At 40.8% G+C, this 23,212-nt stretch carries 26 protein-coding genes; 16 read left to right on the top strand and 10 right to left on the bottom strand.

Translation table 11 applies throughout. The annotated features are described in order from the left end of the window. Window positions 1–59: 59 nt before the first annotated feature. The 4 genes from EDC41_RS05450 to lpxA are packed head-to-tail and all read left to right on the top strand — an operon-like array spanning window position 60 to window position 3,191. On the top strand, window positions 60–851 hold the full coding sequence (locus EDC41_RS05450) for an OmpH/Skp family outer membrane protein (RefSeq protein WP_006248430.1): 792 nt from the start codon (window positions 60–62) through the stop codon (window positions 849–851). Beyond that, complete coding sequence (gene lpxD / locus EDC41_RS05445) at window positions 851–1,876, top strand: UDP-3-O-(3-hydroxymyristoyl)glucosamine N-acyltransferase (protein WP_006248429.1); 1,026 nt, start codon at window positions 851–853, stop codon at window positions 1,874–1,876. Before EDC41_RS05450 ends, lpxD begins: the two co-directional genes overlap by 1 nt. A 28-nt stretch (window positions 1,877–1,904) precedes the next feature. Further along, window positions 1,905–2,363 (top strand): 3-hydroxyacyl-ACP dehydratase FabZ, encoded by a 459-nt coding sequence (gene fabZ / locus EDC41_RS05440; RefSeq protein ID WP_006248428.1) that lies wholly within the window; start codon window positions 1,905–1,907, stop codon window positions 2,361–2,363. Window positions 2,364–2,396: 33 nt separating this feature from the next. After that, complete coding sequence (gene lpxA, locus EDC41_RS05435; protein ID WP_006248427.1) at window positions 2,397–3,191, top strand: acyl-ACP--UDP-N-acetylglucosamine O-acyltransferase; 795 nt, start codon at window positions 2,397–2,399, stop codon at window positions 3,189–3,191. 37 nt (window positions 3,192–3,228) lie between these two features. On the opposite strand, the gene mnmC is transcribed toward lpxA, so the two are convergent. Both mnmC and trpCF read right to left on the bottom strand, forming a co-directional pair. Then, window positions 3,229–5,229, bottom strand: coding sequence for a bifunctional tRNA (5-methylaminomethyl-2-thiouridine)(34)-methyltransferase MnmC2/FAD-dependent 5-carboxymethylaminomethyl-2-thiouridine(34) oxidoreductase MnmC1 (gene mnmC / locus EDC41_RS05430; RefSeq protein ID WP_006251332.1), 2,001 nt, complete (start codon window positions 5,227–5,229; stop codon window positions 3,229–3,231). A 224-nt stretch (window positions 5,230–5,453) separates the two neighbouring features. Further along, on the bottom strand, window positions 5,454–6,890 hold the full coding sequence (trpCF, locus tag EDC41_RS05425) for a bifunctional indole-3-glycerol-phosphate synthase TrpC/phosphoribosylanthranilate isomerase TrpF (protein ID WP_032848915.1): 1,437 nt from the start codon (window positions 6,888–6,890) through the stop codon (window positions 5,454–5,456). Between the two features lie 87 nt (window positions 6,891–6,977). Between trpCF and EDC41_RS05420 the strand changes: the two genes are divergently transcribed. From EDC41_RS05420 to EDC41_RS05405, 4 genes are all read left to right on the top strand, one after another. Further along, window positions 6,978–7,289, top strand: coding sequence for a YqcC family protein (locus EDC41_RS05420; RefSeq protein ID WP_006248423.1), 312 nt, complete (start codon window positions 6,978–6,980; stop codon window positions 7,287–7,289). A gap of 153 nt (window positions 7,290–7,442) precedes the next feature. Beyond that, window positions 7,443–8,180 carry a tRNA pseudouridine(65) synthase TruC gene (gene truC, locus EDC41_RS05415; protein ID WP_115262442.1) on the top strand — a complete coding sequence of 246 codons (738 nt, stop codon included), beginning with the start codon at window positions 7,443–7,445 and terminating at the stop codon, window positions 8,178–8,180. 17 nt (window positions 8,181–8,197) lie between these two features. Then, window positions 8,198–8,362 (top strand): YoaH family protein, encoded by a 165-nt coding sequence (locus EDC41_RS05410; protein WP_006248421.1) that lies wholly within the window; start codon window positions 8,198–8,200, stop codon window positions 8,360–8,362. After that, window positions 8,355–8,831 (top strand): hypothetical protein, encoded by a 477-nt coding sequence (locus EDC41_RS05405; protein WP_006248420.1) that lies wholly within the window; start codon window positions 8,355–8,357, stop codon window positions 8,829–8,831. The genes EDC41_RS05410 and EDC41_RS05405 overlap by 8 nt, the downstream gene beginning before the upstream one ends. A 36-nt stretch (window positions 8,832–8,867) precedes the next feature. Here EDC41_RS05405 and EDC41_RS05400 read toward each other — a convergent pair whose 3' ends face one another. Continuing rightward, on the bottom strand, window positions 8,868–9,719 hold the full coding sequence (locus tag EDC41_RS05400; protein WP_006248419.1) for a CYTH domain-containing protein: 852 nt from the start codon (window positions 9,717–9,719) through the stop codon (window positions 8,868–8,870). A 60-nt stretch (window positions 9,720–9,779) separates the two neighbouring features. Here EDC41_RS05400 and EDC41_RS05395 point away from each other — a divergent pair, with 60 nt between their 5' ends. From EDC41_RS05395 to serS, 5 genes are all read left to right on the top strand, one after another. Further along, window positions 9,780–11,189, top strand: coding sequence for a YcjX family GTP-binding protein (locus EDC41_RS05395; protein WP_006251334.1), 1,410 nt, complete (start codon window positions 9,780–9,782; stop codon window positions 11,187–11,189). Between the two features lie 45 nt (window positions 11,190–11,234). Continuing rightward, window positions 11,235–11,585, top strand: coding sequence for a type II toxin-antitoxin system RelE/ParE family toxin (locus tag EDC41_RS05390; protein ID WP_006248417.1), 351 nt, complete (start codon window positions 11,235–11,237; stop codon window positions 11,583–11,585). Then, a complete protein-coding gene (locus tag EDC41_RS05385; protein WP_006248416.1) occupies window positions 11,578–11,901 on the top strand; it encodes a helix-turn-helix domain-containing protein in 324 nt (107 codons plus the stop codon). Before EDC41_RS05390 ends, EDC41_RS05385 begins: the two co-directional genes overlap by 8 nt. A 107-nt stretch (window positions 11,902–12,008) precedes the next feature. Beyond that, window positions 12,009–12,488 (top strand): SsrA-binding protein SmpB, encoded by a 480-nt coding sequence (gene smpB / locus EDC41_RS05380; protein WP_006248414.1) that lies wholly within the window; start codon window positions 12,009–12,011, stop codon window positions 12,486–12,488. Window positions 12,489–12,690: 202 nt separating this feature from the next. Beyond that, on the top strand, window positions 12,691–13,998 hold the full coding sequence (serS, locus tag EDC41_RS05375; RefSeq protein ID WP_006248413.1) for a serine--tRNA ligase: 1,308 nt from the start codon (window positions 12,691–12,693) through the stop codon (window positions 13,996–13,998). A 58-nt stretch (window positions 13,999–14,056) separates the two neighbouring features. On the opposite strand, the gene EDC41_RS05370 is transcribed toward serS, so the two are convergent. After that, window positions 14,057–14,383, bottom strand: coding sequence for a hypothetical protein (locus EDC41_RS05370; protein ID WP_006251335.1), 327 nt, complete (start codon window positions 14,381–14,383; stop codon window positions 14,057–14,059). Continuing rightward, window positions 14,376–14,588, bottom strand: a complete 213-nt coding sequence (locus EDC41_RS05365; protein ID WP_006248410.1) for a hypothetical protein — start codon at window positions 14,586–14,588, stop codon at window positions 14,376–14,378. The genes EDC41_RS05370 and EDC41_RS05365 overlap by 8 nt, the downstream gene beginning before the upstream one ends. Before the next feature lie 186 nt (window positions 14,589–14,774). On the opposite strand from EDC41_RS05365, the gene leuS reads away from it, so the two are divergent. The 3 genes from leuS (at window position 14,775) to holA (ending at window position 19,116) form a co-directional block, all read left to right on the top strand. Further along, window positions 14,775–17,360, top strand: coding sequence for a leucine--tRNA ligase (gene leuS / locus EDC41_RS05360; protein ID WP_006251336.1), 2,586 nt, complete (start codon window positions 14,775–14,777; stop codon window positions 17,358–17,360). A 199-nt stretch (window positions 17,361–17,559) separates the two neighbouring features. Next, on the top strand, window positions 17,560–18,048 hold the full coding sequence (locus tag EDC41_RS05355; protein WP_006251337.1) for an LPS-assembly lipoprotein LptE: 489 nt from the start codon (window positions 17,560–17,562) through the stop codon (window positions 18,046–18,048). 42 nt (window positions 18,049–18,090) lie between these two features. After that, on the top strand, window positions 18,091–19,116 hold the full coding sequence (gene holA, locus EDC41_RS05350) for a DNA polymerase III subunit delta (protein ID WP_032844853.1): 1,026 nt from the start codon (window positions 18,091–18,093) through the stop codon (window positions 19,114–19,116). Here the strand turns inward: holA and yacG are convergent, their stop codons facing one another. Genes yacG through EDC41_RS05325 form a run of 5 tightly spaced genes read right to left on the bottom strand, consistent with a single transcriptional unit; the run spans window position 19,117 to window position 23,197 of the window. Further along, complete coding sequence (gene yacG, locus EDC41_RS05345; RefSeq protein ID WP_006248406.1) at window positions 19,117–19,302, bottom strand: DNA gyrase inhibitor YacG; 186 nt, start codon at window positions 19,300–19,302, stop codon at window positions 19,117–19,119. Beyond that, complete coding sequence (coaE, locus tag EDC41_RS05340; protein ID WP_020831305.1) at window positions 19,284–19,919, bottom strand: dephospho-CoA kinase; 636 nt, start codon at window positions 19,917–19,919, stop codon at window positions 19,284–19,286. The genes yacG and coaE overlap by 19 nt, the downstream gene beginning before the upstream one ends. Before the next feature lie 35 nt (window positions 19,920–19,954). Further along, on the bottom strand, window positions 19,955–20,611 hold the full coding sequence (locus EDC41_RS05335; protein WP_006248404.1) for a prepilin peptidase: 657 nt from the start codon (window positions 20,609–20,611) through the stop codon (window positions 19,955–19,957). A 2-nt stretch (window positions 20,612–20,613) separates the two neighbouring features. After that, window positions 20,614–21,810, bottom strand: coding sequence for a type II secretion system F family protein (locus EDC41_RS05330; RefSeq protein WP_006248403.1), 1,197 nt, complete (start codon window positions 21,808–21,810; stop codon window positions 20,614–20,616). Further along, window positions 21,794–23,197 (bottom strand): GspE/PulE family protein, encoded by a 1,404-nt coding sequence (locus EDC41_RS05325; RefSeq protein ID WP_006251341.1) that lies wholly within the window; start codon window positions 23,195–23,197, stop codon window positions 21,794–21,796. Before EDC41_RS05325 ends, EDC41_RS05330 begins: the two co-directional genes overlap by 17 nt. Window positions 23,198–23,212 lie beyond the last annotated feature (15 nt).

Genomic DNA, 23,212 nt, shown 5'->3' with positions numbered 1-23,212 from the left:
AATGTAAAAAATTTGCAACTTAGCCGCTTATTTCAAAACTGTTCATACAAGGAAAACAAATGAAAAAATTATTTAAAATGACTGGCTTAGCCGTAGCTTTAGCCTCTACAACCGGAATCGCGAATGCTGCAGATACTATTGGTTTCGTAGATCCAAGCTATGTATTACAAAACCACCCTGTATTATTAGATGCTTCGGCAAAATTTGATAAATTCATGAAAGAAAGCCAAGAAAAATTTGCTGCTGATGAAAAAAAATTAGCAGATGAAAATAAAACCTTAACGGCTGAGCGCAATAAAATTAATGAAGATGCGCAAAAATTACAAAATGAACAAAAAAATGTAGAAGCTTCTATCAAGAAAAAAGTGGCAGCATTAGAGAAAGATGCGCCTCGCTTACGTTCAAAAGAGATTCAAGCACGTCAAAATGCGATTCAAAAAGAAGCAAACGCATTCCAAGCTAAAGTAACAGCAATTCAAAAACGTGAAGCTGATTTTGCAAAAAAAGCAGAAGCCTTCCAGAAACGTGCAGATGAATTCCAAAAACGTATTGAACAAGCAAATAAAGAAAATGGTGGCATTAACCCACAAGAAGCGCAAAAACAAGCGGTTGATGAAGTAAATGCAACCATTAAAGAGATCGCAAAATCGAAAGGTTACACTTTAGTATTACAACCACAAGTAGCACTTTATGCTGAAGATGAAGGTAAAGATATTACTGAAGCAGTACTTGATGCTATTGTTAAAAAACATCCGGAAATTAAAATAGAAAAACCTGCAACTGAAGCTCAACCAGCTACAGAAAAAGAAACCAAAGCTGAAGAAACTAAACCAGAAGAAGCGAAAAAATAATGGCAAATTTCCGTTTAATTGATTTAGCGGAGCATATCGGCGGTACTCTTAGGGGTAACGCCGATTTGGCTATTCAAAGTATTGCTGCTTTAGATAAAGCCGACAGCTCGCAAATTACCTTTATCTCAAATGCAAAATATCGGGAAAATTTGACCGCTTGCAATGCTGGAGCTATTATCGTCAGCCCGGCAGATGTAGAATTTTGCCGAGCAGATCAAAATCTTATCATCGTTGCCAATCCGTATGTTGCTTATGCTCAACTGGCTCAATATATGGATTCTACTCCGAAAGCAGCGAGCGAAATCCACCCAAGTGCGGTGATTTCACCTGAAGCTAAACTGGGTAATAACGTATCGGTAGGGGCAAATGCCGTGATTGAAAGTGGCGTAGAATTGGGCGATGATGCCGTGATCGGTGCAGGCTGTTTTGTGGGAAAAAACAGTAAAATCGGGGCAAGAACCCAACTTTGGGCAAATGTTTCGGTGTACCACAATGTACAAATCGGAGCTGATTGCTTGATTCAATCCTCAACGGTTATCGGGAGTGATGGGTTTGGCTATGCGAATGACAAAGGGCAATGGATTAAAATCCCACAAACCGGTGGTGTGATTATCGGTAATCGTGTTGAAATTGGTGCTTGCACTTGTATTGACCGAGGTGCATTAGATCCAACCGTAATCGAAGATAATGTGATTATTGATAACCTTTGCCAAATCGCCCATAATGTACACATTGGTTTTGGCACTGCCGTTGCCGGCGGCGTCATTATGGCAGGCAGTCTAAAAGTTGGTCGCTTTTGCCAAATTGGTGGAGCAAGTGTTATCAACGGTCATATGGAAATCTGTGATGGTGCCATAATTACCGGAATGGGTATGGTTATGCGCCCAATTACAGAAAAAGGAATTTACTCATCAGGTATTCCGCTACAAACCAATAAAGAGTGGCGTAAAACTGCCGCATTAGTGATGAATATTGATGAAATGAATAAACGTTTAAAATCACTTGAAAAACGTTTTAACGATTAATTTTATTAGAGGTCTTAAAGTGACAGAAATGACAACTGAAAATCGTGAGCCAAATATTATTGAAGTAACCGAAATTATGGATATGTTACCGCATCGCTACCCTTTCCTGTTAGTTGATCGCGTAACCGATTATGAAGAAGGGAAATGGTTAAAAGCCATTAAAAATGTAACCTTCAATGAACCTTGTTTTACCGGGCATTTTCCTGGCGCACCAATCTTCCCAGGAGTATTGATTCTTGAAGCAATGGCTCAAGCAACTGGCGTATTAGCCGTTGCCACTTATGGTAAGTTAAGTGAAGACGAACTCTACTATTTTGCCGCAATTGACAATGCTCGCTTTAAGCGACCGGTTGTGCCGGGCGATCAACTTCAACTTGAGGTTGAATTTCTTAAAGAAGTACGTGGTATTACTAAATTTACCGGTAAAGCATACGTTGATGGCAAATTAGTCTGTGAAGCAGATTTAATGTGCGCTCGCCGTAAATAATTCGATATAAGCCCAAACTAGAGGGAACAAACTATGCGTCTAATTGATTCAACAGCAAAAATTAGCCCGCTTGCCATCATTGAAGAAGGTGCTGAAATTGGCGCTCACGTTGAAATTGGTCCATTTTCAGTCATCGGTAAAGATGTCAAAATCGGGGCTAGAACGAAAATTCACTCAAATGTTGTCATTAACGGCATGACTGAAATTGGTGAAGATAACCATATTTTCCAATTTGCCAGCATTGGGGAAATCAACCAAGATCTAAAATACCAAGGTGAACCAACCAAAGTGGTGATCGGTAATCGTAACCGTATTCGTGAAAGTGTTACTATTCACCGAGGTACGGTACAAGGCGGTGGCGTGACGAAAATCGGTGATGATAACTTATTTATGATCAACACCCACATCGCACACGACTGCTCTATCGGTAACCGTTGTATTATCGCCAATAATGGTACGCTAGCAGGTCACGTTACCCTAGATGATTTCGTGATTGTGGGAGGAATGTCCGCCATTCACCAATTCGTTGTGATTGGTTCACACGTTATGCTTGGAGGCGGTTCAATGGTCAGCCAAGACGTACCGCCTTATGTCATGGCACAAGGTAACCACGCACGCCCATTTGGTATTAACTTTGAAGGGTTAAAACGTCGTGGCTTTGATAAACCAACTATGCACGCTATTCGCAAAGTCTATAAACTGATTTACTCCAGCGGAAAAACATTGGAAGAGTGCCTAGTAGAAATTGAGCAAATTGCAGCAACAGAACCTGCGATTGCTATTTTTAAACAATTCTTCAAACGTTCTACCCGTGGTATTATTCGTTAATAAACGAAACCCCGAAATCAATTCGGGGTTTGTTTTATCAAGCGACCGTCGAACCTTTCAACAATTTTCGAATCCAAGCTCGATTTGGGCTAAGGTTATGCCAAATATCCTCACTGATTGGCACAGGCTCATTCACAATCAGGCTTGCTAACAATTCCCCTAGAAGTGGTGCAGTCGTCAAACCTCGAGAAGACAGGCCGTTTACCATATACAGATTGGTAAAAATTTCAGCATTTTCTACCGCTTGTTTCCGTATCAACTGGTTGTATAAATTGGCATATTGGCTTTTTTGCTGCTCAAAATGATGCACTGCCCCAACCATCGGTACACGATCACGAAACGCCGCACGAATACCGACTTTGGCTTTATTTTCAGATAAATCAATTCCTTGCGTCCACTCACAAACGGTTACATTTTGCTGAAGTTTTGCAACATTCTCCCAATGCTCCGATAAACTAAACTCGGTTTCTGCATTATCCCGAATATGGCTTGCTCCAATGCAATGCGTGCCGTAGGCTGACATTGGCGTTAAATAACCATCATAACAAAGCACACACTTCAGTTTTTGTAATTCGCTTGTAGTCGGAATTTGGCTCACTTGCCCTCGTACCGGATACAACGGAATGCCGTTCGCTTGGCTAAATTCATTCAACGTATGTCCATTTGCCAGCACAACCGCTTGATGTCGAACCGTTTCTCCCCTCGTCTGCCATTGCCACATTCCATTAGAAAAGGTTAAATGCTCAACTTTGTGATTCAGTACAATCTTCAACCCTTTCTGCTCCAGCCAAGTAAAGCCATTTCTAACAAGTTGTACCGGTGAAAGCCAACCAGCTTGCGGAATAAATGCCCCGCTGTTTGGCACGCTTAAACCTAATTTTTCACTTAATTCTGCCTGTGAACAAGATTTTAATAAGGTGTCATCAGCCGTCTGCTCCACCATTTTTTCCAGTTTTTTAGCCGTTTTCTCGTTATAGGCGTAAAGCACTACCCCGCTTAAATTATGCTCAAACTCAATGTTGGATTTCAGTTGTTGCAAGCGTTGCAATGCATAATCAAAACTATGGATATAAAACTGTACATTTCGCTCGTCATCATCGCTTAACTGTGGGTAAATCGCCCCTTGTAAATTTCCTGAAGCATTTATTGCCAAGGTTTCATCTTTGCAATACAGCGTGACTTGCTTGCCTTTTTCTAACAGCGATAACGCAACGAAGAAACTCGCTACTCCGCCACCAATAATTGCAATGTCATCAGCGGTTTCATTTTTGGCATAAAAATAGGGGTAATTATGCTCGGAAACTTGGCTATCTAACGGTTTCTCGCCCCAAAGCATTTCTCGTTTTTTGCCAAATCCTTTGCGTTTTTTCACTGCAAAACCTGCGGCTTCCAGCCCTCGTCTGACCATACTTGAAGCGGTAAAAGTAGCAAAACTGCCGCCATTGGCACTTAGTCGAAACATTTGCAGATATAACTGTTCGTTCCACATTTCTAGGTTTTTATCAGGCGAAAAGCCATCTAAAAACCAAGCGTCAATCGTGCCGCTATAAAGATCGCCTAATTGGGGTAAGTTTTCAGCAATCTCACCGAACCATAAATCTAAATAAACCTGCTCAAAATGATAACGTTGGCAACCTATTTGGCGAGGCTGCCAACAAGCGGTTAAATTTTCAGATAATGTTGCAAATTGCGGATAGCGTTGGTGAATATCAGCTAATTGGCTGGCCGTCAGAGGAAATTTCTCAAATGAGATAAAATAGAGTCGTTTTAGTTTACTTTGCGGAAATGCTGCCCGAAACTGTTGGAATTTGTCAGCAACGGCTAAAAAATTCAAGCCCGTGCCAAAGCCGGTTTCCGCAATAACAAAAGCCTCTTTCGGGTGAGATTGCCACTTTTCCCACAGTTGGTTACCTTCTTGAAACACATAGTAACTTTCCGCCAAACCATCTTGGGTAGAAAAATAAATATCATCAAATTGCTCCGACACCGGTGTATCTGCATCATTAAATGTAAGTGTCGCAAAAGTCAGTTTACCCATCATATCCCCTTAAAAACAAAACACGGAAAACCCCAAGATTTTCCGTGTTTCAACCAGTTCAATAGTACCAATATTAGAAAATGTTGCTGGCAAAAATAACGATCATACCAAGTGCGCCTACAACCGTTAGCATTGAATAACCAAAAGTACCCATTTTACAATCCTCATTGTTAATTATGATTAAAACGGCTTTATTCTAGCATAATTTCCATCGCTTTGAATGCCTATGCTTGAATAATTTTGCCAAAACAAGCGGTCAATTTTTGTAAATCTTTTACGCCTTTGGCACTTTCCACGCCAGAATTTAAATCTAACCCGACACAGCCTTGAGCAAGGGCTTGCTCAATATTCTCAGTGCCAATGCCACCTGCCAATAACGCTTTTTGTTTTAAGGTTTCTGGAATCAACGCCCAATTAAAGGTTTTGCCTGTGCCGCCTTGCTGATTGCCTACTTTGCTGTCTAATACATAACGAGCAATCTGTGGATTATCGTTAAATTCTAGATTTTCAACCTCAACATCAACCGATAAGGCTTTCCAGATTTGAGTTTTACTACCTAATTTCTCTGCCAGTTCTGCAATGTATTGCTCATCTTCCGAGCCGTGCAATTGAACTGCAAATAACTCAAGCTGTTTTGCCATTTTTTCCACAAATTCGACCGCTTGATTTTGGAACACCCCCACATAACGCAACGGTGCATTCACCACCAATTCTTGGGCTTGGCGAAGTGAAAGCTGGCGAGGCGAGCCTTCGGCAAAAATTAAACCGCCATATAATGCCCCTTGCTCATAAACCGCTTTCACATCTTGCACACGGGTTAAGCCACACACTTTGTTTTCACCAAAAATCACCGCCCGCACCGCATTATTGAGATCGGCACTTCCCATTAAACTGCTGCCGATTAAAAAAGCATGAACATACGGCTTAATGTTTTTCACTTGCTGGTGATCGTTAATACCCGATTCTGAAATCAAACAGACATCAGCCGGAATTTGAGCTTGGTATTTTTCCACCAAACGCACAATGCGGTTCATATCAATCGTGAGCGTGTGCAAATCACGGTTATTAACGCCAATTACCTTCGCCCCTAAGGCTAAGGCACGTTCAAATTCCGCCTCCGTGCTGGTTTCAGTCAAAACGCCCATTCCTAACTCGTGAGCCAGTGTGGCAAGTTCACGGTAGGTTTCATCATTTACCACCGATAACATCAATAAAATCGCATCAGCATTATAAAAACGGGCAAGGTAAACCTGGTATGCCGAAATCATAAAATCTTTACACAAAATCGGCTGTGTGGTTTGGCGTTTGACTTGATCGATATAACGGAAATCGCCTTGAAAATATTGCTCATCGGTTAAAACCGAAATCGCCGCAGCGTAATTTTTATACACTTGGGCAATACTGTCTAAATCGAACTCAGCACGAATTAACCCTTTTGACGGTGAAGCTTTTTTACATTCTAAAATATAAGCTGGTTCTTGGTGTGTGCCTTTGGCAAGAGCCGCATAGAAATCATGGTCGCTTTTTACAATTTTGTGCTGAAATTCACTTAACGGAAAGGCTTGCTCTTTTTGTGCCACCCAAATGGCTTTATCTTGTACGATCTTTTGTAAAATCGTCGGTTGGTTTGGTTGAGCGTTATCTTGAACGATGTTTTGCATATAAATTCCTAGAGCGAAATCGGTTTGAATGGTAAAATCTGCCCTTATTTTTACCCGAAAAAGTCTCATTTCACAAGCAAAACTAAAATGAAATCACAAGTTATACAGCATTTATCTTATTTAGAAATCGCCCTGAGAGTTAATCAACTTTGGGAGGCGACACCACCAAGCCCTGAAGCCTTAGCCAATGAGCAACCTTTCTGCGTGGAAACCTTAACCCCAACCCAATGGCTACAATGGATTTTTATTCCCAGAATGCGGGCCATTTTAGATGCAAATGCCGATTTACCTCGCAATTTTGCAATCACCCCTTATTTAGAAGAGGCATTGAAAAACGAAGGTTATTTACAAGCGATTTGTGAACCGCTATTAGGTTTGGAAAAGTTGTTGAAAGATTAACTTCTCTCTCAGTTCTTTTATTAATCTGACAAATTCGTTGATAGTGCCAGCGTCCACGCTGGTACTAATTTTAACGGTTAATTAATCAAAATTTGGCACAAGCGAGGACGCTTGCGCCATCATAGAGATTTGATAAATTATACTTAATGTATTATGACCTTAGATATTTTATACCAAGACAACTCGCTTATCGCCATCAACAAACCTGCCGGAGTGTTGGTGCATCGTTCTTGGTTAGATAAACACGAAACGGTGTTTGCAATGCAAACCCTGAGGGATCAAATCGGGCAACACGTTTTTCCGATTCACCGCCTTGACCGCCCAACCTCAGGTGTATTGCTGTTTGCTCTCAACAGCGAAACCGCCCGAATAATGAGCGAGCAGTTTGAACAACACCTAGTACACCTAGTACAAAAAACTTATTTGGCGGTGGTGCGTGGCTATTTACAAGGTTCGGCACAAATTGATTATCCGCTCAAAGTGATTTTAGATAAAATTGCGGATAAATTTTCTCAGGAAAAAGAGGCTCAAGCGGCGATTACTGATTATAAAGGCTTAGCAACGGTTGAAATGCCTTACCCTGTCGGCAAGCACCAAACCTCTCGTTATAGTTTGGTTGAACTTAGCCCTAAAACCGGGCGGAAACATCAGCTTCGCCGCCACCTGAAACACCTGTTCCACCCGATTATGGGAGACAGCAAATATGGCGACTTACACCAAAACCGTGCTTTAGTTGAAAAATCAGGCGTAAGTCGTTTAATGTTACACGCCCATAAATTGCAATTTCAGCACCCGAAAAATTTGCAAAAAATAGAGATAATTGCATCGCTTGATGAGCAATGGCAACGCCTCTTTGCATTTTTTGACTGGAACTTTACTCAATATTATTAGACAAAAAAGAGGATTGAATGGATAATTCACTTTTATCATTGACACACGAGCAACAACAAGCCGCAGTAGAAGAAATTCAAAAACTGATGGCACAAGGCATCAGTGCCGGAGAGGCAATTCAAATTATTGCTAATCAATTACGTGACAAATATCAAATATTGGAGAAATCAAACAATGAATAAATTATGGACAGTGCTTGCCCTAACAATAACTTCCCACTATAGCTTTGCTGCCGCTGAAAAAATAGTCACTAAAGATTTACCGGCAGAAGGAAAACCTGCAGTCGTGCTACAGGTTTTTGATGAAAGTGAAAAAATTGCAAAACCTATTAAGGGAAATAAGCTCTTTATTAGCAAAAAACAAACAAGGCTTTGCTGGCACAGTATTAATCTTCCTGTACAAAATAAAGTTACTATTGCAGAAGCTTTCTATGCCCCTGCTGCAATGAAATTAGCTTCTCCCGGCTCTAAAATTAATTCTTCTGCAGACAAGAAAAATCATACTATCATTACTGAAATAAACCTTGCAAATAATCAAGTATTAAATCGTTGCTGGGGTTTTGATAAAACTGACCCTGTCGGTAAATACAAAATGGAAATTCAAATTAACGATCACATTTTCAAAGGTTTAGAATTTGAAATTGTAAAATAACCTAAAAGCCACAGAGTAACACCCTGTGGCTTTTTGCTAAATCATTGTTTTTAAATTGGTTAAATTGTGCAGCAAATAATCTTTACTCTTCACAAAGGCTCTCGCCTGTTGCCAGTTGCTAAATTGTTGCTGAGTGCATTGATTAAAACGTACCAGCACTTCCAAGCTTTCATTGCCGACACAAATAAAATCAGCTAATAATTGGGTTAATTTTTCACTGTTTTCACCATCCATTGCAGTTGCAATTTTCTGCTCCCATTTAACCGCTTGTCCGAGCAAATAACCCCGCTGGGCTTTGCTTAAATTACTCAACCACATCCCATCCGCTTTTGGCATTGCCTCAACCAAAGTAAATAAGTCGCCTAGATTTCCTTGCTTGATTTCAAACTCCAATTCACAAATCGGCTCTTCACCAAAATGATTTTTAATGATGCCCTGATCTAACGCTACCTCAATGTCAGACATCCCCACTTGCACCAACCAAGTTTTACGAGTGAAATCGGTGCTGAATATCGCTTGCAAGCTTTCTGCAATCTGCTCTGAATTTTCAAACGGCAACTGGTATTTTTCCACTAATGTTTGAAAATCCGGCTGGCTATTGGGTAAAGCTAAATTATATTCCGGACGAATATGCAAACCGCCTACAATTTCCCCTTGTGTTTTTAACGTGATTTCATATTGTTGATTCACAGAACGCACCCGCAGCCCCATTTTTTGCGTGGCAAAAAATTGCTCGGGCGTATCATAATAGGTGTTGCCTAACAATTCCGTTTGATGAGCAAGCACAGGGAATGGCGAGGTTTGATTCAAGTAGTTTTCCACTAACGCCACATTCTGCTGTTCCAACATTATTTTCAGTTCGATTTCTGCTTGTTTTTGGTTTTCCATTTCACACGCCCCTGCAACGTTGTATAATCAAGCGGTTATTTTATCAATAAATTTTGCAAAATGTTTTCAAAAATTCACCATAAACTGAATAACTTTGTCCAGCGTGGACTCGACAACCATTTACGCCTCGCCGTTACCGGCTTAAGCCGTAGTGGCAAAACGGCATTTATTACCAGCTTGGTTGATCAGCTTTTGCATATCAACAAAGGCGGTAATTCGCATTTAAACCTGTTTGCGCCTGCACGCCACGGGCAAATTCTATCGGTAAAACGCGTTGAGCAAGGGGATTTAACTATTCCCCGCTTTGAATATGATAAAAACCGCCAAAGCCTTGAAAATCAACCACCTCAATGGCCTGAATCCACCACTGGCATTAGCGAAATTCGCCTTGCGATTCGCTACCAGCGGCAACATTCTCTGCTACGTCATATTAAAGAAACCGGCACGCTTTATTTGGATATTTTCGATTACCCGGGCGAATGGCTGTTAGATTTACCCCTGCTCTCCCTTTCCTATAAAGAATGGTCGCAAACGCAACAAACCATACATAAAGATGAGCGTGCAGAGCTTGCCACACCTTGGTTACAAGCGGTTAAAAAACTCGATCTTTTTGCAAAAACCGATGAAAATTTACTGGCAGAATTCAGCCAACAATACACCGATTATTTGCTCGCCTGCAAAGCTCAAGGAATGCAATATATTCAGCCGGGGCGATTTGTGTTGCCAACTGAAAATGCCAAAGGTGCACCGGTATTCCAATTTTTTCCGTTATTAGATTTAAGCGAAGCTGAGTGGGAAAAGTTGGAACAAAGCGACAGAAACAGTATTTTCCATACCCTCAAAAAACGCTATGAGCATTACCAGAAAAAAATCGTCAAACCGTTTTATGAAGATTACTTCTCTCAATTTGACCGCCAAGTGATTTTGGCAGACTGCCTCACACCGTTAAATTATGGCTATAACGAATTTATGGAAATGAAATTAGGGTTACAGCAACTGTTTAAACATTTCCATTATGGCAATCGTTCGCTATTTCACCGTCTGTTTTCGTCCAACATTGATAAATTGCTATTTATCGCAACAAAGGCAGATCACATTACTAGCGACCAAGTGCCGAATTTGGAAAGCCTAATGCGACAATTAGTGCAAGAAGGGGGAAGACACGCAGAATTTGATGGTATCGAAACCGGCTATTTAGCCATTTCCTCGATTCAAGCAACCGATGCGGTGAAAGTGACTCAGCAAGATAAAATCATTAAAGCGATAAGAGGGATCCGTTCCAGCGATAGAAAACAAGTGACACTCTACCCTGGCAGCGTGCCAAGTCGCATACCCGATAAAAATTACTGGCAATTTAACCGTTTTGAATTCGACCAATTCGAGCCCAAGCAACTTGATTATAGCCAAGCGATTCCACACTTCAGAATGGATTCGGTGCTACAATTTTTATTGGCGGATATGTTTGAGTAAAATCTTGTTGCATATTTCCATTAAAGGTATAAAATTTTATACATTATGAATACTGTAATTTCCCAACGAAAACCAATTCACTGGGTTGGATCAACCTTAGATGATATTCGTGAATTTCCGGATAACATTAAAAGAGAACTCGGTTTTGATCTTGATTTAGTTCAGCAAGGCTTATTACCGAGGGATTTTAAAGCGATGGCAAATTTGGGTTCAGGCGTAATGGAAATTCGAGTAAAAGATCCCTCAGGGGCTTTTCGCTTAGTGTATTTAGCTAAATTTAAAGATGCAATTTACTGTTTACACGCTTTCCAAAAGAAAACGCAAAAAACAGCCCCTAAAGACATTGCTGTCATTAAAGCACGCTATGCTGCCGTAAAGGAGTTAGAAAATGAATAATATTGATACTAAAATTCGCCATACTACAGAAGCTCAGGGTAATGTTTTTGAAGATCTTGGTTTCCCTATTGATGAAGCTCAAAAATTGAAATCTGCCAGTCAGCAACTGATTGAAACTAAACTGATGCTAATGAATGAAATGAGCAACTGGATTGATAAAAATAATCTCAAACAATCAGAAGCGGCTTCTATTCTAGGTGTTAGCCGCCCTCGAATTTCTGATATGGTCAATGGCAAGTTAGAAAAGTTTACCCTAGATACCTTAGTCACTTTTGTTGCAAAAACCGGCAAAACAATCCAATTGCAATTATCCTGATATTTGCAAAATTTTACTCAAATTCAACCGCTTGTTGCTTTTATCATTCACTAACAAGGTTATTTCAAGTAAAATTGTGACTAATTTTTTATTAATAAACACAAATTATGGCAAAAAAACCTAAAGTTGCATCAAATACGATTGCGTTAAATAAACGTGCCAGACACGAATATTTCATTGAAGATGAAATTGAAGCCGGCTTAGAGCTACAGGGCTGGGAAGTCAAAGCATTGCGTGCCGGAAAAGGCAATATCAGCGATAGCTATGTCATCTTTCGCCACGGCGAAGCCTTCTTATTCGGGGCAATGATTACGCCTTTGAATATGGCATCAACCCATATTGTCAGCGACCCGACCCGCACCCGCAAACTTCTACTGAATAAACGTGAGTTAGACTCACTGTTCGGTAAAGTTAATCGTGAAGGTTATACCATTGTTGCCACCTCAATGTATTGGAAAAATGCGTGGGTGAAAGTAAAAATCGGCTTAGCCAAAGGGAAAAAACTGCACGATAAACGTGAAGATATTAAAGACCGTGAATGGCAAGTGGCTAAACAGCGTATTATGAAAAACGCCAATCGTGGCTAAATGAATAATTACCCTCTCCCCTTGTGGGAGAGGGACAGAAAAATTGCGTTCAGCAATTTTTCAGGGAAAGGGGGATTTGTAAAAGTTCAAGGAAAAACAACGCTTGCCCTCTCTCTGAAAAATATTTCTGAACGAAATATTTTTCGGTCTCTCTCCCATAAAGGGAGAGAGTGAAACACAAATTTAAACTAAGGAACATACAATGATCGACCAAAACCTACTTCGTACCAATTTAGAAGACGTTGCTACAGCTCTTAAAATCAAACGTAATTTTATTTTAGATGTAGAGCGAGTAAAAACCCTTGAAGAACAGCGTAAAACGCTACAAGTTAAAACCGAAACCTTACAAGCAGAACGCAACACTCGCTCCAAAAACATCGGTGCGGCAAAAGCTCGTGGCGAAGATATTTCAGCTTTATTAGCCGAAGTAGATTCAATGGGCAACGAATTAGACACGGCAAAAGTAGAATTGGATAAAGTACAGGCAGAAATCCGTGAGTTGTTGCTTTCTGTGCCAAACTTACCGGCAGATGAAGTACCACTCGGTAAAGACGATAGCGAAAACTTAGAAGTATTACGTTGGGGCGAACCACGTCAATTCGACTTTGAAGTTCAAGATCACGTTACCCTTGGCGAAAACTTAAACGGTTTAGATTTTGCTGCCGGTGTAAAATTAACCGCCAGCCGTTTTGTGGTAATGAAAGGTAAACTTGCCCGCTTACACCGTGCATTATCTCAATTTATGTTGGATTTACACACTGAACAACACGGCTATGTGGAAACCAATGTGCCATTTTTAGTCAATCACGACACTCTATACGGCACAGGTCAGCTACCAAAATTTGGCGAAGATTTATTCCATACTCAACCATTAACAGGGCAAGATCCAAACGAGGTGCAACGCCCATTCGGTTTGATTCCAACCGCTGAAGTGCCAGTAACGAACTTAGTGCGAGATGAAATCATTGATGAAGACAGCTTACCACTGCGTTATACCGCCCACACCCCTTGTTTCCGTGCGGAAGCCGGTTCTTATGGGCGTGATACTCGTGGTTTAATTCGTATGCACCAATTTGAAAAAGTGGAAATGGTGCAAATTGTCGCCCCTGAAAAATCAATGGAAGCCTTAGAAGAATTAACCGGTCACGCAGAAAAAGTCTTACAGCTTTTAGGCTTGCCATACCGCAAAGTGCTACTCTGCACTGGTGATATGGGCTTTGGTGCAGCAAAAACCTACGACTTAGAAGTTTGGCTACCGGCACAAAACACTTACCGTGAGATTTCTTCTTGCTCAAATATGTGGGATTTCCAAGCCCGCCGAATGTCTGCACGTTGTAAAGCTAAAGGCGACAAGAAAACTCGCTTGGTTCACACCTTAAACGGCTCAGGTTTAGCGGTTGGTCGCACACTGGTCGCTGTGTTAGAAAACTACCAAAATGCCGATGGCTCTATTACTGTGCCTGAGGTGTTAAGACCTTATATGGGTGGTTTGGAAGTAATTACCGCTTAAGATTAATAAATGAAACCAATCTCAGAAATGGGGTTGGTTTTTTTAATAAATCTTATCCCTAATCTTTTTCAGGATAATTCATAAAAATTTCAGTAACTACTCGGCGGTTTTGCACTGTATCTAAACGAATAGGATTTTTCATTCTCCCTAAACGAAATGCAATAATGGTGACTTTTTTCGGTTCATCTATTTTATCTAATTGATAGAATACCATTATTTCCCGTTGATAAACCGCTCGCTTTCTGAAACGTAAATCCTTTCGAAATGCGACACCTGCTTTTGGATAAAACTGTAAACCATTGATGATATTCGTTTGAGTATGCTCCGAAAATAATCCATAGAAAATAAACTCTAATAGATTATTTTTAAAATCAACACTAACCATCTAACTGCTCCCAAGCAGTTAAATCTCCTCGTGATAAACGTTCAGCAATATCAGCATAAAATTGTTTCGGTACTTCCCTTTTTACTTGGTATTGAGCTGATTGTTCTTCTAATAAATGTTCTTCTATCATCTTGATTTCTTCTGTTGTCCACTCTTCATCTTCTTTATGTACAACAAAATCGGTATCTACAATCACAATAGACATACCTAGCTCCTTCAAGTACTGGTTATATATTCTGTATTTTGCCTGTTCTAAATTCAGCTGTCTAGCTTTTCTGTTACTCACAATTTGCAAATTTTTCATCAAATTCCACCGCTTGCCATTCAAAAAAAGGCGTTTTTGCGGTATCCTATCGGCAATTTTTTCAGTTAAATTTAAAGGTTAAATTTTATGCAACAGCAGTATAACCCAAGTGAGATTGAACCTAAGGTTCAGCGTTATTGGGCAGAAAATAAAGTTTTTAAAGCAGTTAAAGACGTTACCAAAGAGAAATACTATTGCCTTTCAATGTTGCCTTATCCGTCAGGTAAGCTACATATGGGGCACGTTCGTAACTACACCATTGGTGATGTAGTGTCTCGTTATCAGCGTATGATCGGTAAAAATGTATTACAGCCGATGGGTTGGGACGCTTTCGGTTTACCGGCGGAAGGTGCTGCGGTGAAAAATAATACCGCACCGGCAAAATGGACTTACGAAAACATCGAATATATGAAAGGTCAGCTTAAAATGTTGGGCTTCTCTTATGACTGGGATCGTGAAGTCACCACTTGCCGTCCGGAATACTACAAATGGGAGCAATGGTTCTTCACAGAACTTTATAAAAAAGGCTTAGTGTATAAAAAAACCTCAACCGTAAACTGGTGTCCGAATGATGAAACTGTGCTTGCCAACGAGCAAGTTCACGAAGGTTGTTGCTGGCGTTGTGACACCCCAGTGGAACAGCGTGAAATTCCACAATGGTTTATCAAAATCACTGACTATGCTGAAGAATTACTCAATCAGTTAGATAATCTCCCACAGTGGCCGGATCAAGTAAAAACCATGCAACGCAACTGGATCGGTCGTTCCGAAGGGGTAGAAATCACCTTTAAAATTGCCGGTTCAAACGTAGAATTACCGGTTTACACTACCCGTCCGGATACCTTCTTCGGCGTAAGCTATGTGGCGATTGCTGCGGCTCACCCATTAGCAGAATTAGCTGCACAAAATAACCCGGCATTGGCTGAATTTATCCGTGAAGCGAAAAACACCAAAGTGGCAGAAGCAGAATTAGCCACCATGGAGAAAAAAGGAATGGCAACCGGCTTGTTCGCCATTCACCCGTTAACAGGAAAAGAAGTACCGGTTTGGGTTGCTAACTTTGTGTTAATGCACTACGGTACAGGTGCGGTAATGGCGGTTCCGGCTCACGATGAGCGTGACTTTGAATTTGCACAAAAATACGATTTGCAAATTAATCAGGTAATTCAACCGCTTGATGGCTCAGAGTGGGATTTCAGCAAAGCCGCTTACACCGAACACGGTAAATTAATCAACTCTGCCGAGTTTGACGGCTTGGAATTTGATGTGGCTTTCACTGCGATTGCCGATAAATTAGAGGCAATGGGCGTAGGTAAACGCCAAGTGAATTTCCGTCTGCGTGACTGGGGTGTTTCTCGTCAACGTTATTGGGGTGCACCAATCCCAATGATGACCACAGAAGAGGGCGAAGTGGTTACCGTTCCATTACAAGATTTACCGGTGATTCTCCCTGAAGATGTGGTAATGAACGGCGTGCAAAGCCCAATCAAAGCCGACCCAGAGTGGGCGAAAACCACTTACAACGGCAAACCGGCATTGCGTGAAACCGATACTTTCGATACCTTTATGGAGTCCTCTTGGTATTATGCACGTTATACTTGCCCACAATATCACGAAGGAATGTTAGATTCAGACGAGGCAAACTACTGGCTACCGGTCGATCAATATATCGGCGGTATTGAACACGCCACAATGCACTTGCTCTACTTCCGTTTCTTCCATAAATTGTTGCGTGATGCGGGTATTTTAAATTCGGACGAACCGGCGACTAAACTGTTATGCCAAGGTATGGTGCTTGCCGATGCGTTCTACTACACCAGCCCAACTAACGAGCGTATTTGGGTCAGCCCGACACAAGTCACCTTAGAACGTGATGAGAAAGGTCGTATCATCAAAGCAACCGATCCACAAAGGCGTGAGCTGGTTCACAGCGGTATGACTAAAATGTCGAAATCAAAGAACAACGGTATCGATCCGCAAGAAATGGTGGAAAAATATGGTGCTGACACAGTTCGCTTGTTTATGATGTTTGCCTCCCCTGCGGAAATGACATTAGAATGGCAAGAATCCGGCGTTGAAGGGGCAAAACGTTTCTTAGGTCGTGTTTGGAATTTAGTTTATAGCTATGCCCAAAATCCGGCAACGACTGCATTAGATGTGAATGCCTTAGACAAGGATCAAAAAGAACTTCGCCGTGATGTACACAAAACGATTGCTAAGGTGAGTGATGATATTGGTCGTCGTCAAACCTTCAATACAGCGATTGCTGCGGTGATGGAATTGATGAACAAGCTCACCAAAGCCCCACTTGAAACCGAACAAGATAAAGCCGTAATGGCAGAAGCTTTAAGTGCGGTGGTGCGTATGCTTTACCCAATCACGCCACATATCTGCTTTGAGTTATGGCAAGTGTTAGGTAATGAACAAACCATCGATTTTGCCCCTTGGGTACAAGCCGATGAATCCGCAATGGTGGAAGATGAAAAATTAGTGGTAGTACAGGTCAACGGAAAAGTGCGTGGCAAAATCACTGTTTCAGCTACTGCTACGGAAGATGAAGTTAAAGCTATCGCTAAAGCCGATCCAAACGTTGCTAAATTCTTAGATGGTCAGCAGATTGTAAAAGAAATCTACGTTCCATTTAAAATGTTGAGCTTTGCGGTTAAGGCGTAACAAACACACTCTCCCTTATATGGGAGAGAGACCGATAAATATTTCGTGCAGAAATATTTATCAGAGAGAGGGTACAAGCGGTTATTTTCTTGGAAAATTTTGCAAAAAATAGCCCCCTCTCCCTGCTTTTTCTTCTCAACGAAGAAAAACCTGTCCCTCTCCCACAAGGGGAGAGGGGAATAAACAAGGAAATCTCATTATGATTAAAAAACTCTCTCTCATCGCTGTTTTTGCTCTTACCGCCTGCGGTTGGCACTTTAAAAACAATGAGGTATTACCTGAATCGTTCAGAACATTAACCTTTGAAAGTGCAGATCAACACAGCGAAATGTCTCGAATTTTACGCAATCAGTTACAACTAAGCGATGTAAAATTAGTGCCTAGCACGGCTAATGTGGCAAAATTACGTTTGGTTTCAACCTCAACAAACAGCAAAGTGGTTTCTGTGTTTAAACAAGCTCGTGAAGCAGAAAAAATCTTAACGCTAAACGTTGATGCGATTGCCGATATTCCAAATAAAGGGCAATACCCTTTAGAAGTTTCGGTTCATCGTACTTTCTTTGATGACTCTCGTGCAGCTTTGGCAAAGTCTGCTGAAAAAGAGATGATTATGAAAGATATGTATGAACAAGCCTCTCGCCAATTAATTATCAAAATGGCGGGCTTAAAAAAAGAACTCTCAAAATAATCATTGTAGGGGCGAAATATGTTTCGCCCATTGTTTATCTGTATGCAAAAAATCTTTCCGGAAACACTTCAATTTTCATTAAACAAAGGACTACAGCCCTTTTATCTATTAACAGGGAATGATCTGCTATTGGTGAATGAAACCAAAGATGCCATTATTCACACCGCCCGTCTCAACGGTTTTGATGAAAAAAAAGAAGTTGAAATCAAAAACGATACTAACTGGGAAGAACTTTTCGAAGCAGCTCAATCAATGGGATTGTTTTTTGCACGCCAAATTATGGTGCTGAATTTTCCGGATTCCCCCACAGCGACACAGTTTAAAAAACTGGCTGAGCTTTGTGCCTTTATTCATAGTGATTTGCTCTTTATCCTGCACTTACCTAAATTTTCCAAAACAATGAAAAAACAGGCTTGGTTCACGCAAATTGAGCTAAATCTCGTGCAAATTAACTGCCAAACACCGGAACTTAGCAAACTTCCACAATGGGTCAGTCATCGAGCAAAAGCGATGAATTTGCAAATTGAAAATGAAGCAAACCAACTCCTTTGTTATAGCTACGAAGGCAATCTACTGGCGCTTAAACAGGCATTACAACTGCTACAACTCAATGCAACTGATGGAAAAATCACGCTGACAAAAGCCCAAGAAGTGGTTGAACACTCCGCCCAATTTACTCCATTTCAATGGATTGATGCATTATTTGAAGGAAAAATCCAAAGAGCTCAACGCATTTTGTACCATCTGCAAAATGAAGAAGTACAAGCGGTCGTTTTATTAAGAATTGTGCAAAAAGAGTTGATGATTTTACTCGAAATCACTCGCAACCCAACCGCAGTCGTTTCCAGCGAACAATCACTTTTTATCGGTAATTTACGAACAGAATTTGACCGCTTGAAAATTTGGCAAAACCGCAGACCTTTTTACAACCAGATCACTCAACGACTGACTTACCAAAAACTTTACGCCCTAATCCAACAACTGGCTGAATTAGAGCGTAAGGTGAAACAAGAATTTAGCGATGATATTTGGCAAGAATTAGAGCGTTTTTCCGCTCAATTTACCTAACTAATACTTTTCTAAATCTTCGCTAAACAACTCCGCTTCTTCACTGGCGATAGAGTGCTTTTCTGCCGCCCAATCGCCTAAATCAATAATTTGACAACGCTCGCTACAAAACGGGCGGTATTTACTTTCTTTACTCCACACCACTTCTTTTTCACAAGTCGGGCAGTTTACAATAGTTTCTGGCATTCTTTTTCCTTTTTTGCTAATGCTAAGTATTTATAATGTAAGGCTTGAACCTGCTCTTTAATTAAAAGCAAGCCCTGTTCAAATGGCAAGTTATTTTCAATCACATCATCAGCATAACTTAATCTTTCTTCACGGCTGACTTGGGCTGCCATAATATTTTTAATGGTTTCAATTTTACTGTTATCACGTTTGGTTGCTCTTTCCAGTTGGATTTCAGGAGAAACATCAACAACCAATATACGATCACAATATTCGGTGAGCTTATTTTCAATTAAAAGCGGCACGACCCAAATCACATAACAAGCGGTCGATTCTTGCAATTTTTTTACCATTTCTTCTCGAATGGCGGGGTGAAGTAAATTATTGAGCCACGTTTTTTCCTGTTCATTGTTAAACACAATTTGGCGAAGTTTAGTGCGTTCTAATGCTTTTTCAGCGGTTAAGATCTCTTCACCAAAATGCTCTACAATCTTGGCTAAAAGCGGTGTACCCGGTTCAACAACTTGGCGAGCCACCACATCAGCATCAATTACCTCTACTCCAAGAGCTGAAAATAAATCAGACACTGTGGTTTTGCCACTGCCTATTCCACCGGTTAAGCCTACAACGTAAGTCATAAAAATTGATTCCTCAAAATAAAAACAAACCAATTCTAGTAATTAATCCCTCTGCTTTCAAGCATTAGCACCAGCAACATCGCTGTGCTAATAAACGGAATAAACGCCAATTTTGCTAATTTCTGCTTTTTCATTAGCCAATAAGCCAAGTAATAACCAATCCCTAGCAGGCTGGCGGTTAATATCAATAAGAGCATTTTTTCGAGCCGAAAGAGTGGGGATAACGCAACCAATAACAACATATCGCCCGAGCCAAATGCCTCCTTTTTAAACATAAGCTGTGAAACCAAGCCAATCAACAGGCAAAAAGCAAGGGTAAAGGTAAAAGTTTGGTGTTGGAAATCGGCTAAACTCTCCCATAACACCAACAAAAATATAAGCACGAGGTAGCGAATATCCGTTAGGTAATAGCACATATCCAGCAGTGATAAAAAACAGAGCAGAATAAAAATCGTGCCGATAATAGGGCTTTCCGAGCAGAGCATAATCAATGGAAAAAGGAGAAAAAATAGATTTGCCGATCGGGGTTGTTTCGGTTGTAGCACCGATTGAGCCAAAAACTGTTGCTCGGTTAAGCCAATATTCACTAATGAAGTTGTTTCTTGGTAAATTTGGCGATTGACTCGAATGGCAAATCGAGGGATCTCCGCTTTGAGCCAAACCGCAATGAAGAGGGAAAACAGTATTAACATCGCTACTCCACCAAAGCCCCCATATCAAAAATCGGTAAATACAGCCCAACAATAATAGTGCCGACAATCACGCCCATTATCAACATTAGCATCGGTTCTAATAGCTGAGACAAAATATCAATTTGGTAATCTAATTTTTGTTGGTACATCTCACTAATATGCTCACACATTTTCGCCACATTGCCACTTTTCTCCCCAACCTCAAGCATTTGTGCCATCTCAGCACCAAACACATTCGGGTTGATCCCTTGTGAAAATTTGTAGCCTTGTTGTAACAAATTAAGCATAGTGCCAATTTCTTGCTGTAAAATCGGGTCATCATTTTTCTCGGATAAAAACGACCTCAAGGCAACATCAAGCGGAATATGAGCATTCAGCATTAAGGCAATATTTTGGCTGAAAAAGATAATGCGAGATTGCTCAATAATTCGGCTAAACAGTGGCATTTTAGCCCATAGAGCCATTTTCCACTTTGCGACTAACCTGCTCTTTTTTGCAAAAAACAGGTAAAAAATGACCGCTAGTAGTAACGTGCCAAGTAATACTGTGCCTTGCTCAATCAAGCATTCGGAAAGGGTAAATAAAATATCGGTAATGAGGGGTAAAGTTTTGTCTTTTGAGCCATAAAGTTGGGCAAACTGCGGTACAATCAAAACCAATAGCCCGATAGATAAAGCGAGCGAAATCAGCAACACAATCACCGGGTAGAACAGGATTTTCTTCACTTTTTTCGCCAATTTTTCCAATTTCGCTCGGCTTTCAGCTAAATTAGTCAGCATAATGCCCAGTTTTCCGCTTTGTTCGCCCATTTTGATTAGCTGAATTTCCTGATTGGTCACAAATTCACCCAATTTCTCCAACGATTGTGAAAAAGCATAGCCACTTTCAATATGCTGAATCAGCTCATTAAGCCATAGATAAAGGCGGATATTTCGGCAGTTTTGCAACAACATAGATAATGCCTGTTTTAACGGCATGGCAGAATTAACCAACAATGCAAGCTGTGATAGCAAGCTATTCACCTCTTCTTTTTTCGGGTTTGCTGAAAGCACAAAATTTCGGCTAATCCGAATATGCTGATAACCTTGTGCCAGCAAAAGGTTTTCCAACATGTCTCGATTCGTTGCCAACCGCTTGCCCCGCTGTTTTTGCCCAAATCGGCTCTGAGCTTGCCAATGAAATTCATAGATTTTCGTCATTGCCTAGCACCCTTAAAATTTCCGCCTGATTGGTTTTTCCTTCCGTCAATTTTTCTTTTGCACTGTCGGCAAGGGTTTTAAAATCCAAACAAGCGGTGTTTTTTTCAAAATTTTTTGCAGATCGGTTTAAGAGTTGATATACCCCAATTCGCCCTTTATACCCTTGATAACAATGCTCACAGCCTGCCCCACCGCATTTCACACACACTCGGCGTAACAGGCGTTGAGCAATCACGAGTAGCAATGAATTTTTAAGTTCATACTCTTTTATGCCGAGCTGTAGCAACCGTTCTACCGCTGAAGGGGCATCATTGGTGTGCAAAGTCGAAAGCACCAAATGCCCGGTTTGTGCCGCCCGTAGTGCCATTTCTGCACTCTCTTCATCACGAATTTCGCCGAGCATAATAATGTCCGGATCTTGGCGTAGAAAGGTTCTTAACAGTTGGCTGAAATCTAAGTTAATCCCTCGATTCACTTGGGTTTGGATAATTCCCTCAATCTCAATTTCAATCGGGTCTTCGGCAGTCAAAATATGCTTTTCACTGCTGTTTAAATGGCTTAATGCACTGTAAAGCGTGATGCTTTTACCGCTTCCTGTCGGGCCGGTTACTAAAATCAATCCTTGAGGCTGACTCAAAGCATTCAGCAAATTGGCTTTCTGAGTTGGGTTAAAGCCTAAATCTAAAAAATCAAAATGGGTTGGTTTATTTTTTTGTAGCCGTAGCACCACTTTTTCGCCGAAGTGCGTTGGCAAGGTAGAAACACGGAAATCCAGCGTTTCAGCTAACAGTGTTTTGAAATGAAATTGTCCGTCTTGTGGCAAACGAGTCTCGCTGATATCGAGCTTAGCCAATAATTTAACCCGTGAAATCAAACGGCTGGATAAACTACTCGGCAGGCTTTTATAAATATGTAGCACGCCATCAATTCTTAACCGAATTAACAATCTCTCTTTTTGTGGTTCAAGATGGATATCGGAAGCGTTCTGTTGCAAACAGAACTTAAACAAATTCTCTAAAATTTGGATGATCGGATCATTTCTATCCGGCTGCTCGGTATTCTCGGAAAAAGGATAAAGCGGATTTTCTTCATAAATTTCACTCTGCGGGCTACTCTGTTCAGGCGAAAGGGCATTGAGCAAAAATTTTAATTCTTCGGAGGAAATCAAAACAGGCTCAATCTGTTTGTGGTAGATAAATGCAAAAATCTCGCAGGCATTAAGATTTTGCATATCATCAATTCCCAGCCAAAGCTGTTCTGCTGTTTCTTGCAGTGGAACGGCTAAGTAACGCAACAAAATCTGCTTTTCATTACAATTTTTCTGCCATTGTTCTGCTGAAATCTCGATGAATCTTTGGCTGTTTAAGTCGGTTACCGAATACTCCATTTTGATTTCCTCACC

Source organism: Mannheimia haemolytica (genome assembly GCF_004342115.1).
Classification (GTDB): Bacteria; Pseudomonadota; Gammaproteobacteria; order Enterobacterales; family Pasteurellaceae; genus Mannheimia; species Mannheimia haemolytica.
Note: the sequence above shows the minus strand (reverse complement) of the source record. Positions and strands in the feature narration are given on the sequence as shown.

What these genes read in the sequence shown, in the direction of transcription:
- EDC41_RS05450 (WP_006248430.1), top strand. Translation starts at nt 60, where the DNA reads ATGAAAAAATTATTTAAAATGACTGGCTTAGCCGTAGCTTTAGCCTCT.
- lpxD (WP_006248429.1), top strand. Translation starts at nt 851, where the DNA reads ATGGCAAATTTCCGTTTAATTGATTTAGCGGAGCATATCGGCGGTACT.
- fabZ (WP_006248428.1), top strand. Translation starts at nt 1,905, where the DNA reads ATGACAACTGAAAATCGTGAGCCAAATATTATTGAAGTAACCGAAATT.
- lpxA (WP_006248427.1), top strand. Translation starts at nt 2,397, where the DNA reads ATGCGTCTAATTGATTCAACAGCAAAAATTAGCCCGCTTGCCATCATT.
- mnmC (WP_006251332.1), bottom strand. Translation starts at nt 5,229, where the DNA reads ATGGGTAAACTGACTTTTGCGACACTTACATTTAATGATGCAGATACA.
- trpCF (WP_032848915.1), bottom strand. Translation starts at nt 6,890, where the DNA reads ATGCAAAACATCGTTCAAGATAACGCTCAACCAAACCAACCGACGATT.
- EDC41_RS05420 (WP_006248423.1), top strand. Translation starts at nt 6,978, where the DNA reads ATGAAATCACAAGTTATACAGCATTTATCTTATTTAGAAATCGCCCTG.
- truC (WP_115262442.1), top strand. Translation starts at nt 7,443, where the DNA reads ATGACCTTAGATATTTTATACCAAGACAACTCGCTTATCGCCATCAAC.
- EDC41_RS05410 (WP_006248421.1), top strand. Translation starts at nt 8,198, where the DNA reads ATGGATAATTCACTTTTATCATTGACACACGAGCAACAACAAGCCGCA.
- EDC41_RS05405 (WP_006248420.1), top strand. Translation starts at nt 8,355, where the DNA reads ATGAATAAATTATGGACAGTGCTTGCCCTAACAATAACTTCCCACTAT.
- EDC41_RS05400 (WP_006248419.1), bottom strand. Translation starts at nt 9,719, where the DNA reads ATGGAAAACCAAAAACAAGCAGAAATCGAACTGAAAATAATGTTGGAA.
- EDC41_RS05395 (WP_006251334.1), top strand. Translation starts at nt 9,780, where the DNA reads ATGTTTTCAAAAATTCACCATAAACTGAATAACTTTGTCCAGCGTGGA.
- EDC41_RS05390 (WP_006248417.1), top strand. Translation starts at nt 11,235, where the DNA reads ATGAATACTGTAATTTCCCAACGAAAACCAATTCACTGGGTTGGATCA.
- EDC41_RS05385 (WP_006248416.1), top strand. Translation starts at nt 11,578, where the DNA reads ATGAATAATATTGATACTAAAATTCGCCATACTACAGAAGCTCAGGGT.
- smpB (WP_006248414.1), top strand. Translation starts at nt 12,009, where the DNA reads ATGGCAAAAAAACCTAAAGTTGCATCAAATACGATTGCGTTAAATAAA.
- serS (WP_006248413.1), top strand. Translation starts at nt 12,691, where the DNA reads ATGATCGACCAAAACCTACTTCGTACCAATTTAGAAGACGTTGCTACA.
- EDC41_RS05370 (WP_006251335.1), bottom strand. Translation starts at nt 14,383, where the DNA reads ATGGTTAGTGTTGATTTTAAAAATAATCTATTAGAGTTTATTTTCTAT.
- EDC41_RS05365 (WP_006248410.1), bottom strand. Translation starts at nt 14,588, where the DNA reads ATGTCTATTGTGATTGTAGATACCGATTTTGTTGTACATAAAGAAGAT.
- leuS (WP_006251336.1), top strand. Translation starts at nt 14,775, where the DNA reads ATGCAACAGCAGTATAACCCAAGTGAGATTGAACCTAAGGTTCAGCGT.
- EDC41_RS05355 (WP_006251337.1), top strand. Translation starts at nt 17,560, where the DNA reads ATGATTAAAAAACTCTCTCTCATCGCTGTTTTTGCTCTTACCGCCTGC.
- holA (WP_032844853.1), top strand. Translation starts at nt 18,091, where the DNA reads ATGCAAAAAATCTTTCCGGAAACACTTCAATTTTCATTAAACAAAGGA.
- yacG (WP_006248406.1), bottom strand. Translation starts at nt 19,302, where the DNA reads ATGCCAGAAACTATTGTAAACTGCCCGACTTGTGAAAAAGAAGTGGTG.
- coaE (WP_020831305.1), bottom strand. Translation starts at nt 19,919, where the DNA reads ATGACTTACGTTGTAGGCTTAACCGGTGGAATAGGCAGTGGCAAAACC.
- EDC41_RS05335 (WP_006248404.1), bottom strand. Translation starts at nt 20,611, where the DNA reads ATGTTAATACTGTTTTCCCTCTTCATTGCGGTTTGGCTCAAAGCGGAG.
- EDC41_RS05330 (WP_006248403.1), bottom strand. Translation starts at nt 21,810, where the DNA reads ATGACGAAAATCTATGAATTTCATTGGCAAGCTCAGAGCCGATTTGGG.
- EDC41_RS05325 (WP_006251341.1), bottom strand. Translation starts at nt 23,197, where the DNA reads ATGGAGTATTCGGTAACCGACTTAAACAGCCAAAGATTCATCGAGATT.